The following is a 12135-nucleotide window of genomic DNA, read 5'->3' as shown; positions in this document are numbered from 1 at the left end:
CAGTAGATGTAGTGTGCAATTGGGGAAGGATTATACACGATGGGGGGTAATGGCTTCGAGTGCTTCACTCGCGAATCACCGTCAGCGGATAACACGGCCCGCTGAGGGCATCTTCGATACGTTTGAGTACCAGTGGGCTACGCAGGCGTGACTGTTGATCTAATTCGCGCAGTTGCTCAAGTGTCAGCCAGTGTGTGGCCATGATGTCGGGGTCCAAAGCAAGGTCGAGTTGACGCAGAGGCGCGGCACTAAAACCGTGGCTATGAAACGTTTGTCCGGCATCGGTATGAAAAATATATAGCCCAAGGTAGCTGGTAAGCGACACGCGCCAGGCGGTCTCTTCCTGCACCTCGCGCAGAATGGCTGCGATGGGTCCCTCACCGGGCTCGATATGTCCGGCGGGCTGGTTGAACACGCTATGCGGCCCGCCGCGCTGCTCTTCCACCATTAAGAAGCGCTCGCCTCGCTGTATAACACAGGCCGCCGTGCTGTGAATAAGGCTCATGATGGCTTCCTGCGTTTAGCGGCGGGTCGCGCTCGTTGAGCTGTTCGCTTATTTGCAGCTGTATTCGCCGGTCGGGGTGCGTGCAGGGTCTCTTTACGCCACTCGCCAGGCGCTAACCCTTCCAATGTCCAGGGGCCAATGGAGACGCGAATCAAGCGCAGCGTAGGAAAGCCTACGTGAGCGGTCATGCGGCGAACCTGGCGATTGCGCCCTTCGCTAATGGTTAGCTCCACCCAGCTAGTCGACGGGTGGCGCTTGGGGTCGATAGGAGATTGGCGCAAGGCGGTGGTGGGAGGCTCCATTTGGCGAGCCTTCGCTGGCTGGGTCGGGCCATCTTTGAGGGTAATGCCCTGACGCAGCGCCTTGAGGGCCGTGTCATCTATTTGCCCTTCGACCTGCGCCCAGTAGGTTTTGGGCTGTTTGTGGCGTGGATGAGAGATGCGATGAATCAACTCGCCGTCGTCGCTGAGCAGCAGCAGGCCTTCAGAGTCGTAGTCAAGCCGCCCTGCGGGGTAAATGTCTTTGACATCAATATATTGAGCCAGTGTTTGGCGCCCTTCGCGGTCGCTGAACTGGCTTAATACTTGAAACGGCTTATGCAATAAATAGAGGCGGCTCATGACATCTCGTTACTCTTTTTACTTTTTATGCGCTCTTGGGACGGGACATGTCGACAATGCGCATGGCGGACAGCGCTGGTATACTCCGGCCTAGCTGCTGGGGCGCGCTGGGGGCGTCATCGTTAAAAACAGGCTAGAGACCCGGCCATTAGTGAACTCGCGCTCCGCTCAAGATTTCTTGCAATCGTAGTGACAAGAGAGGTTAACGCAAAAATGACCAAAACGCCGAAGATCATCTACACGCTCACCGACGAAGCCCCCGCGCTTGCGACGTACTCCCTGTTGCCGATTATCGATGCCTTCACCGATTCAGCGGGTATTCAGGTAGAGACGCGCGATATTTCGCTGGCCGCTCGGATTATCTCTCAGTTTCCTGATTACCTGAGCGAAGAGCAACAGATCGGCGATCACCTGGCCGAGCTTGGCGAACTGACCAAGACCCCAGAAGCTAACATTATCAAATTACCCAACATCAGTGCTTCACTGCCCCAGTTGAAAGCGGTGATTAAAGAGCTGCAGCAGCAGGGCTACAAGCTTCCCGACTACCCGGAAGCGCCCCAGGCTGACCAAGAGAAAGACATTCAGGCGCGTTACGACAAAGCCAAAGGCAGTGCCGTTAACCCGGTGTTGCGTGAAGGTAACTCAGATCGCCGCGCACCGCTGTCGGTTAAAAATTACGCACGCAAATATCCGCACCGCATGGGCGAGTGGAGCAGTGACTCCCAGTCCCACGTGGCGCATATGAGTGAAGGCGATTTTTACGGCAGTGAGAAGTCGGCGCTGATTGAAAAAGCCACTGATCTTAAGATTGAGCTGGTCGCTAACGATGGCAGCACAACAGTGCTCAAGCAGAAAACGCCAGTACTCGAAGGCGAAGTGGTTGACGGTGCGGTCATGAGCCGTAACGCGCTGCGTCGTTTCGTGGCTGACGAAGTTGCTGACGCCAAAGCGAAAGATGTACTGTTCTCGCTGCACCTCAAAGCGACCATGATGAAAGTCTCTGATCCGATTATGTTCGGCATGGTGGTTAGTGAATTCTATCAGGACGTGTTGAGCAAGCACGCTGATGAGCTGAAGCAGGCAGGCTTTGATCCCAATAACGGCATTGGCGATCTCTACTCGGCGATCAAGTCGCTGCCGGAACAGCGTCAGACTGAGATTGAAGGTGAGATCCAAGCGCTGTATGCCGAGCGCCCACGCCTTGCAATGGTGAATTCTCATAAAGGCATCACCAACCTGCACGTGCCCAGCGACGTGATTATTGATGCTTCTATGCCGGCGATGATTCGTGACTCTGGCAAGATGTGGGGCGCCGACGACCAGCTGCACGACGTCAAAGCGGTAATTCCTGATCGCTGCTACGCCGGTATCTACCAAACGGTGATCGAAGACTGCAAACAGCACGGTGCGTTTGATCCGACCACCATGGGCAGCGTGCCTAACGTCGGCCTAATGGCGCAGAAAGCTGAAGAGTACGGCTCTCACGACAAGACCTTCCAGATTCCCACCGACGGTACCGTGCGGGTCACGGATGCCGACGGTAACGTCGTGCTTGAGCACAGCGTAGAGCAGGGCGACATCTGGCGTATGTGTCAGACCAAAGATGCCCCGGTTCGCGATTGGGTGAAGCTGGCGGTGAACCGCGCCCGTGAAAGCGGCACTCCGGCTATTTTCTGGCTGGACGCGCAACGCGCCCATGATGCTCAGCTGATCCAGAAAGTAGAAAGCTACTTGAAAGATCACGATACCGTTGGCCTGGATATTCGCATCATGACGCCGGAAGACGCGATGCGCTTCTCGCTGGAGCGTATTCGCAAGGGCGAAGATACTATCTCCGTTACCGGTAACGTATTGCGCGACTACCTGACCGATCTGTTCCCGATCATGGAGCTGGGTACCAGTGCCAAGATGCTTTCGATCGTACCGTTAATGAATGGCGGTGGCCTATTTGAGACTGGCGCAGGCGGCTCTGCCCCGAAGCACGTTCAACAGCTGTTGGAAGAGAACCACCTGCGTTGGGATTCCCTGGGTGAATTCCTTGCTCTGGCGGCTTCCCTTGAGCACCTGGGCAGCACGTTCGATAACGCCCGAGCGAAAATGTTAGCCAAGGCGCTCGATCAGGCCAACGGTAAGTTCTTGGACAGTAACAAGTCGCCTTCACGTAAAGTGGGTGAACTCGACAACCGCGGTAGCCATTTCTATTTAGCGCTATACTGGGCAGAAGCCTTGGCTGAGCAGAGTGGTGATACCGAGATGCAAGAACTGTTCGGTCGCTTAACCGAAGCGTTAAAAGCTAAAGAAGCGACGATTGTCGATGAGCTTAATAGTGTGCAGGGCCAGCCTACCGATATTGGTGGCTACTACCACCCTGACCACGAGTTGACGGACAAAGTGATGCGTCCCAGCAAGACCCTCAACGAGACATTGTCCATCGTCGCAAAAGGCTAATCGCTCCCGTATTCGATTAAGCCTGAACCCCCGCCCGCTTGGCTTGGTAGGCGGGGTTTTACACTGCCTTCACTATTGCATCCTGTGATATTTTACTTTTTCCATGAACCCTTACTGATCAGCAGCGTCTTACGTTCTAGTAAATTCGTTATAGCTGTAAATTCGCCATCGCTGTGGATTAGCTATAGTGAAACGTAAGCGATGCTTACATCGGTCAGTCTTGAGACAACCAACCGTGCTGCTTATGTCCAACCTAGAGAGTTCATACCTGGTCGATTTTCCCGTATACGCGGGAATGACACGTCCAGATATGCCCGATGAAGATGGCGATATAGCGGTGCAGCCGGCAGAACCAGCGCTGGCGCAACCGCCACTTTATAAGGTGGTGCTTCATAATGACGACTACACGCCGATGGAGTTCGTTATTGAAGTACTACAAGGTTTTTTCAACATGGATAGCGAGACTGCCGTTCAGGTTATGCTCGCGGTACATACCCAAGGAAAGGCCACTTGCGGCGTGTTTACGCGGGATATAGCGGAAACCAAAAGCTATCAGGTAAACGAGTACGCCCGTGAGTGTGAGCACCCGTTGATAAGTGATATTGAGGCCGCCAATTAAAAGCGTTGAGAAATAATTGGTGGTGAGGCTTGCAACCGTGCCATTTGTACCCGATGTTGAGAGTGCCGGTCGATTAAACTGATCCGACGCAAGCCCTAGGTGGCGATACGCCCTAGGTAGTAGCGAAAAGGGGACTGCCATGCTGAGCAAAGAACTTGAAATGACCCTGAACACGGCCTTTACCGTGGCCCGCTCCAAGCGCCACGAGTTTATGACCGTTGAGCACCTGCTGCTAGCGTTGCTGGATAATGCCTCAGCGGTAGACGTACTGAAGGCATGCGGGGCTAACCTCGACAAGCTGCGGTCCGATCTGCAGGATTTTATCAACTCGACCACCCCGCTGATCCCCGAGGGTCAGGGTGATCGTGAAACACAACCCACGCTCGGATTTCAACGCGTTTTACAGCGTGCGGTTTTCCATGTTCAGTCATCGGGTAAGAGCGAAGTATCCGGCGCGAATGTGCTGGTGGCTATCTTCTCTGAACAAGAGAGCCAGGCGGTTTACTTCCTTAAACAGCAAAACGTAGCCCGCGTTGACGCGGTGAATTATATTGCCCACGGTATCTCAAAAGTGGCTGGTCATGGCCCATCTCCTTCGCCCTCTTCATCAGAAAATGAAGACGCGGAAGAGGGAAGCAACGAAGGTGCTGCACACCCGCTTACTGGTTATGCCACTAATTTGAACGAGCAGGCGCGGCTGGGCAAAATCGATCCGTTGATTGGCCGGGATCACGAGCTTGAGCGCGTCGTTCAGATACTGGCGCGGCGGCGCAAAAATAACCCGCTGTTGGTCGGTGAGGCGGGCGTAGGTAAAACCGCGATTGCTGAAGGTTTGGCCAAGCGTATTGTTGAAAAAGACGTGCCCGATGTCATTGCCGATGCAGTGGTTTACTCGCTCGATATGGGCGCGTTGCTAGCAGGCACCAAATATCGCGGTGATTTTGAAAAACGTCTTAAGAGCCTGCTGGGTGAGCTGCGAAAGCAGCCCAATGCGGTGTTGTTTATCGATGAAATTCATACCGTCATTGGTGCGGGCGCCGCCTCCGGCGGTGTGATGGATGCGTCGAACCTGCTTAAGCCGCTGCTCTCTTCGGGCGAGCTACGCTGCATTGGTTCAACCACGTTCCAGGAATTCCGCGGTATCTTTGAAAAAGACCGTGCGTTAGCGCGCCGCTTCCAGAAAGTGGACGTAATGGCGCCGTCGGTGGATGACACCATCAAGATCCTCAAAGGTCTACGTTCACGCTTTGAAGAGCACCATGAGCTTAAATACACCGACGGTGCATTAGAAAGCGCAGCGCGGTTGGCGGACCGCTATATCAATGATCGCTTCCTGCCTGACAAAGCGATTGACGTGATTGACGAGGCAGGCGCTCACCAGCGGCTATTACCGCCGGAAATGCGCGCTAAAACGATCGACGTTGAACAAGTAGAAGCCGTTGTGGCCTCTATTGCGCGTATTCCACCGAAGAGTGTTTCAAGCTCTGATCGTAAGCTGCTTGAAAAGCTCGACCGTGACCTGAAAATGCTAGTGTTTGGTCAGGATGAAGCGATTGATAGTCTCTCTGCGGCTATTAAGCTGTCCCGGGCAGGGCTTAAAGCGCCCGACAAGCCGGTGGGTAGCTTCTTGTTTGCTGGCCCCACTGGGGTGGGTAAAACCGAAGTGGCCAAGCAACTCGCGCATATTATGGGCATTGAGCTGGTTCGCTTTGATATGTCGGAGTACATGGAGCGTCATACCGTATCGCGTCTGATTGGTGCGCCCCCAGGTTATGTTGGTTATGACCAAGGTGGCCTGTTGACTGAAGCGGTCACTAAACAGCCGCACTGTGTGCTGTTGTTAGATGAGATTGAAAAAGCGCACCCGGAAGTCTTTAACCTGCTACTGCAGGTGATGGATCACGGTCGCTTAACGGATAATAACGGGCGCGAAGCGGATTTCCGCCACGTTATCCTGATTATGACCTCTAACGCCGGTGCCGAGCAGGCCTCGCGTCGTTCGATTGGTTTCCAGCATCAAGACCACTCGACCGATGCCATGGAAGTAATCCGTCGCACGTTCTCGCCAGAGTTCCGCAATCGCCTGGATAGCATTATCCAGTTCCACTCACTGCCGGTTTCTGTTGTACGCAACGTGGTCGACAAGTTCTTGATAGAACTGCAGGCACAGTTGGATGAGAAGCGTGTTCAGTTGGATGTGGACGACATGGCGCGGGATTGGCTGGCTGACAAAGGCTATGATCCTGATATGGGTGCACGCCCAATGGCGCGCCTCATTCAAGAGAAGCTGAAGAAGCCATTAGCCGAGATGATTCTGTTTGGTGAGTTGGCTGATCAGGGTGGCATTGTTCATGTCAGCCTGGAAGAAGGCGAACTGCATCTTGCCACAGAAACGGAAATGGCTGATGCGCCCTGAAAAGGGCGCTAAGGCGCTCTAAAGTCAATCACGCTTGTTTACAAGCAGCCAAAACGCAGCGCCCTGTCATTGACGGGGCGTTGTCGTTTTTAGTGAACAGCCATTGACGCTGATCGGCGCTGTCGTTAAAAGCTGTCATTAAAGACAGTCTAGCGGGAACAGTTGAGATCAGCCGAACGCGTTAACGGTGCAACGACTTAGCGCGAACGGTATACGATACGGCCTTTAGAAAGATCGTAAGGTGTTAGCTCTACTTTTACCTTGTCGCCGGTCAGAATGCGGATGTAGTTTTTGCGCATTTTGCCAGAGATGTGAGCGGTAACAACGTGACCGTTTTCCAGCTCAACACGAAACATGGTGTTCGGAAGGGTATCGACGATAACGCCTTCCATTTCAATATGATCTTCGCGTGCCATATAGGCATGTCCTCACTTATGAGTTAGTAATGTAATAATCGGTCAGAAATTGAGGGCCGCATAGGTGGGCACCCAAGAAACAGCGCTATATTGTGCCGTAAGCCTGCCGTCAAGGCAAAAAAGCTGACGTCTTTAGCGAATTAATTGCCGCCAATGGCGCCCATCAAGAATTTCTAGTGGCGCAAAAGCCTGTTTGTAGCGCATCTTACGGCACTCTTCGATCCAATACCCTAAATATAGGTGCGGAAGCGCTTTTTGTCGGCTGAGCTCTACCAGTTGGAGAATGGCAAAAGTACCGAGTGAGCGCTTATCCAGTTCCTCGCTAACGGCAAAGAAGGTGTAGATGGCGGATAGGCCATGTTCCAGTTGGTCAAAGGCAGCCACGCCCACCAGTTCGTCGTGAAGGTACATTTCCATGAGATGAGCATAGGGCTCATCAAGAGTGAGAAACGTGCGGTACTGTTCACGACTGGGCGGATACATATCACCGTCAGCATGGCGCTGACGAATATAATCAGCGTAAAGCGAGTAGTGGGTGGATGCAAAGTAAGCGGGCATGATGCGGATGCTAATATCGGCATTGCGACGCCAGATTTTACGCTGTGTGCGATTGGACTCAAACTGCTCAACCGGAATGCGCACCGAGCGGCAGGCGTTGCATCCTTCGCAGTGAGGACGGTATAGATGACGCCCGCTGCGACGAAATCCTAGCAGTGCCAGCGAGTCATAGACGCCAGGCACAGGTGACTCCTGAGGGTCGAGGAACAGCGTCGTCGCTTCTCTGCCGGGTAAATAGCTGCAAGAATGAGGCACGGTAAGGAAGAAGCGCAAATCCCGCACCGGGCGACGCGGAGTGTTACTACTCACAGCTTGCCTCCTGGGTGAAACAGAATGAGTTCATCTCTAATCGTTAGCCTCAGTAGCAATCGCCTTCAGCCACAGCGATGCAGGAACAGGCGGTATTTCAACGGGTGATGAGGGTAACGTAAACGCCTTATCGGGTAACCAGTTTTTAAGATAGTTGATGAATGCCTCGCGAGCGACTGTAATAGCGCCCAGGCTGGCCAAGTGAGGGGTATGCATTTGGCAGTCGATGAGCTTACCATCATGCTCGCGCATTGCTCTGGCTAGGTGGGCTAGCGCTACCTTGGAGGCATCAGGCGCGCGGGAGAACATCGATTCGCCAAAAAACACCGGCCCCATTGCGATACCATACAGGCCACCTACCAACTGTCCGTTTTGATGGACTTCAATGCTATGGGCAATGCCGAGCGCATTTAGCTGGCTGTAAGCGTCGCGCATTTCGGCAGTGATCCAGGTGCCGCCTGCTTCTTCGCGTGGGGCGGCACAGGCATGAATAACCTGATCGAAGTGTTGATCCAGGGTGATATGGAAGCCACCATGGCGTAATCGCTTGGTCAGGCTACGACGCTGCTTAAATTGCTCGGGTAGGAGTATCATGCGCGGGTCTGGACTCCACCATAAAATGGGGTCGTTGTCGCTGAACCACGGAAAGATTCCCCGCCGGTAGGCTTCTACCAGCCAAACGGGGGAAAGCTCTCCACCGGCTGCCAGCAGGCCGTTGGGGGAATCCAGGGCCTTAGTGGTGGTTGGAAAATTAGGATATGGCGAGGAAAGCCAAGGTAGCATTACTTGCTCCTGTTGCTACGTGCTTTTACTAAGCTCTTGAGATGAGTTCTTGTACTGAGCTCTTGTATTGAGCGCTTAGATAACAGCTCTGTGACGGCGGAAGGATGCTCGGTATCATGCAAACTCGCAAGTGGATTAAAGACGCCATTGAGGTGTAAAGGGAGAGTCGCTTGAAAGTGAATAAAGCAGTCAACAAGCGAACGCAGCGTAGCGCGCGTCAAACACCACCATCGGCTTCTTCTGCGCGTGTTAACGCCGCAAAGGATCAGGCTCGCCGTTTTGGTCTGCGCTTACAAGGCTCCGTGCGCGAAGGCGTAGTGGTGTTACTGCTAGCGCTGTGTGTGTTTTTATTATTAGCCTTATTTAGTTACCACTCCTCTGATCCAGGCTGGTCTTACCAAGGGCCGGAAACGGAAATCCGTAACTGGATGGGGCAGGTGGGGGCCTGGTTAGCCGATGTTCTCTATTCACTACTAGGGGCCAGTGCGCTGTGGTGGCCGGGGATGTTTGGTTTTGCCGCCTGGTGGCTGATTCGCTCACGTCAGGTGCGCTTTGAACTCGACCCGGTCGCGATTGCTGTGCACGCGGGTGGCTTAGTACTCCTTATTTTTGGCACCACCATGTTAGGTGCGCTGCACTTTTATCATCCTGACAGCATGCTGCCCTATGCCTCTGGCGGCATTTTAGGGGAAGGCTTGGTCGGTGCATTAAGACCTTTAGTAGGCAGTGGCGGCGTTGGGTTAATCGCCGCGGCGCTTATTTTAAGCGGCTTTCCGCTGTTTAGTGGCGTGTCATGGTTGCAGGTGGCGGATGAGCTCGGTAAGCGTATATGTTGCCTGGGCGGCTGGCTATCGGCTCGTCGGCAGACAAAACGCATGCGCGCAGCGCAGCGAGCGGCCGCGAAAACCGCCCCTGCGGCGAAGTCTCAAGTAAAACCCGAGCTAGCTCCCAAAGCTTCATATGTTGAGGATAAACCTGCTGAAGCCAAGCCTGCTGACGTTAAGCCTACGGAAGCTAAGCCGACTGCTGAATCGGTAGGTGTAGGTAAAAGTGCCACGGGTCGCGAACGGCGCGAGCCAGGTTTCTCCATGCCGTTTGATAACAGTGTCACCGACCATTCAGCCGCTACTGAACACAGCAGCGAGACCACCGATACCTCGATTCCCTGGGAAGCCGCGGCTTTTTCAAGCAATAAGCACGTGCCCGCTAAATCACCGGCCGCTACCGAGGAGCCAGCAGTTACGGCGCCTGCAAAGGCGTCAGTGCCGCCAGTAGATAAATCCGCAGAAGAGGCGGAGGTGCCGGCACCCCCTGCGCCGCGAGAAAATGCCTTTGTCCAGGCAGAGGAGCCGGCAGCAGTGCCTGAGCCCGTTCCCAAGGAAAACGATGAGCCCAAGGAAGCCGACGTCTCCTTCCCACTACGCGCCTCGCGTCAGGAAGAGTCGCCAGCATCTGCTGCAAGTAACTTCTTTGTCAGCGACGAAGCGCCTGATGAGAAAACGCATACTCAGTCAGCGCCTGCTGAACGCCGCAGTGAGCCGACACTCAGCGAGTCACCTGAGCCTGTTTCTAGGCGCGCCATGGAGCCTGAGCCCGCACGTAAACCGGAGCGTGTGGCTGAAGTCGTCCCGGAGCCAGTGTGGGACGACGAAGAGCTGGACGACGAGTTGTACCAGCCAGAGGAGCCAAGCGAACCAGCACCAGTGCCTACGCCAGCAGCACGCCAAGAGCCCACTTTCTCGCCCGATGTTCAAGCGCAAGAATCTGACGAAGGCCCCGCGCTGTGGACCGTGGAGCATTTGCAGAGCCAGCGGCCTGCCTTTGAGACCCTGGACGAGCCCGAAGGCGATGTACCGAGCTTACAACTGCTGACTCCTGCTGAACCGCATCAGCCTAATTACAGCGATGAACAGTTGGCCGACATGGCCGAGCTGCTTGAAGTGCGGTTGCGCGAATACGGTGTTAAGGCGGAAGTCGTCGATACCTGGCCTGGGCCGGTGATTACCCGCTTTGAGATTAAGCCGGCGGCGGGTGTGAAGGTTTCCAAGATCAGCAATCTTGCCAAAGATTTGGCGCGTTCGCTGATGGTCAAGAGCGTGCGAGTGGTCGAGGTTATTCCTGGCCGTCCCACGGTGGGTATTGAAATACCTAACCCCAATCGGGCCATGATTCGTCTGCGCGAAGTGATCGATTCTGACCGATACCAGCAGGAAACCTCGCCGCTGACCATGGCGCTGGGTCAGGATATTGGCGGCAGCCCCGTGGTGGCCAACCTGGGTAAGATGCCTCATTTATTGGTAGCCGGTACCACTGGGTCAGGTAAGTCAGTGGGCGTTAACGCCATGCTGATCTCGATGCTGCTCAAGGCGAAGCCCAGCGAGCTGAAGCTGATCATGGTCGACCCCAAAATGCTGGAGCTGTCGGTCTACGATGGTATCCCCCATTTGTTGGCGCCAGTGGTCACCGATATGAAAGAGGCGGCCAACAGCCTGCGCTGGTGTGTGGCTGAGATGGAGCGCCGCTATAAGCTGATGGCGGCGATGGGGGTGCGGAACATCGCGGGCTTTAATGGACGCTTGGATGAAGCAGAGCGCGCCGGTGCCCAGGTGGCGGATCCTTTATGGGAGCCACAGCCCTGGGAAGTGCACCAGCCGCACCCCGTGCTGGAAAAGCTGCCCTATATCGTGGTGGTGATCGACGAATTTGCTGACATGTTCATGATCGTCGGCAAAAAGGTCGAAGAGCTGATTGCCCGCCTGGCACAAAAGGCGCGAGCCGCGGGTATCCATTTGATTCTGGCTACCCAGCGGCCCTCGGTGGATGTCGTAACGGGTCTGATCAAAGCCAACATTCCTTCGCGGATGGCGTTTCAGGTTTCCTCGCGCATCGATTCGCGCACCATTCTTGACCAGGGCGGTGCTGAAAGCCTGTTGGGGCATGGTGATATGCTCTATTTGCCTGCTGGCTCTGGGCCACCTAATCGTATCCACGGAGCCTTTGTCGATGATGATGAAGTGCACCGGGTGGTCGATGACTGGAAGCGTCGGGGCGCACCGGAGTATATCGAAGAGATCCTCTCAGGGGGCGTCTCAGCCGATGCCTTGACCGGCCTTGAAGCCGAAGGGGGCGATAGTGACGATGCCGAACAGGATGCGCTTTATGATGAAGCTATCCAGTTTGTCACTGAAACACGCAAAGCCTCGATTTCTGCCGTCCAGCGCCGCTTCAAGATCGGCTATAACCGGGCCGCTCGTTTAGTGGAGGCGATGGAGGGTGCCGGTGTGGTGACCTCCATGGGCTCTAACGGCGCACGCGAAGTACTTGCGCCGCCGCCGGTAGGCCACTAGGCCAGCCGAATGGTTGCGAGCCAATGCTACCTCCCAAGGGTACAAGTGGCTGGTTTTAAACGCCGGGTTGAATGGCGACAATTATGCAATAAGCGTGAAAGCCGTGCCGCGGGT

Annotated in this window: 9 protein-coding genes; 4 read left to right on the top strand and 5 right to left on the bottom strand. The window is 54.9% G+C overall.

The window, feature by feature from the left end; translation table 11 throughout:
* Nucleotides 1-64: 64 nt before the first annotated feature.
* On the bottom strand, nt 65-505 hold the full coding sequence (locus tag KO116_RS15435) for an NUDIX domain-containing protein (protein ID WP_035555906.1): 441 nt from the start codon (nt 503-505) through the stop codon (nt 65-67).
* Nucleotides 502-1125 carry a pseudouridine synthase gene (locus KO116_RS15430; protein ID WP_035555904.1) on the bottom strand — a complete coding sequence of 208 codons (624 nt, stop codon included), beginning with the start codon at nt 1123-1125 and terminating at the stop codon, nt 502-504. Before KO116_RS15430 ends, KO116_RS15435 begins: the two co-directional genes overlap by 4 nt.
* A gap of 213 nt (nt 1126-1338) precedes the next feature.
* Here KO116_RS15430 and KO116_RS15425 point away from each other — a divergent pair, with 213 nt between their 5' ends.
* The 3 genes from KO116_RS15425 to clpA all read left to right on the top strand — a co-directional run bounded on the left by KO116_RS15425 (nt 1339) and on the right by clpA (nt 6608).
* Nucleotides 1339-3573, top strand: coding sequence for an NADP-dependent isocitrate dehydrogenase (locus KO116_RS15425; protein ID WP_035555902.1), 2235 nt, complete (start codon nt 1339-1341; stop codon nt 3571-3573).
* 310 nt (nt 3574-3883) lie between these two features.
* On the top strand, nt 3884-4192 hold the full coding sequence (gene clpS / locus KO116_RS15420; protein WP_008958433.1) for an ATP-dependent Clp protease adapter ClpS: 309 nt from the start codon (nt 3884-3886) through the stop codon (nt 4190-4192).
* A 139-nt stretch (nt 4193-4331) separates the two neighbouring features.
* A complete protein-coding gene (gene clpA, locus KO116_RS15415; protein WP_035555901.1) occupies nt 4332-6608 on the top strand; it encodes an ATP-dependent Clp protease ATP-binding subunit ClpA in 2277 nt (758 codons plus the stop codon).
* Nucleotides 6609-6805: 197 nt separating this feature from the next.
* Here clpA and infA read toward each other — a convergent pair whose 3' ends face one another.
* The 3 genes from infA to aat form a co-directional block, all read right to left on the bottom strand.
* Nucleotides 6806-7024 carry a translation initiation factor IF-1 gene (gene infA / locus KO116_RS15410; protein ID WP_007111068.1) on the bottom strand — a complete coding sequence of 73 codons (219 nt, stop codon included), beginning with the start codon at nt 7022-7024 and terminating at the stop codon, nt 6806-6808.
* A gap of 132 nt (nt 7025-7156) precedes the next feature.
* Nucleotides 7157-7891, bottom strand: coding sequence for an arginyltransferase (locus tag KO116_RS15405; protein ID WP_035555898.1), 735 nt, complete (start codon nt 7889-7891; stop codon nt 7157-7159).
* 36 nt (nt 7892-7927) lie between these two features.
* The gene (aat, locus tag KO116_RS15400; protein WP_035555895.1) at nt 7928-8674 is read right to left on the bottom strand and encodes a leucyl/phenylalanyl-tRNA--protein transferase; all 747 of its coding nucleotides are present in this window, start codon (nt 8672-8674) and stop codon (nt 7928-7930) included.
* 170 nt (nt 8675-8844) lie between these two features.
* Here aat and KO116_RS15395 point away from each other — a divergent pair, with 170 nt between their 5' ends.
* Nucleotides 8845-12021: a DNA translocase FtsK gene (locus KO116_RS15395; protein ID WP_035555893.1), complete on the top strand. Its 3177-nt coding sequence runs from the start codon at nt 8845-8847 to the stop codon at nt 12019-12021.
* Nucleotides 12022-12135 lie beyond the last annotated feature (114 nt).

It is taken from the genome of Halomonas sp. KO116, from assembly GCF_000734975.2.
GTDB lineage: Bacteria > Pseudomonadota > Gammaproteobacteria > Pseudomonadales > Halomonadaceae > Vreelandella > Vreelandella glaciei.
The sequence above is the reverse complement of the archived record's forward strand: the minus strand, read 5'-3'. Positions and strand labels throughout refer to the sequence as shown.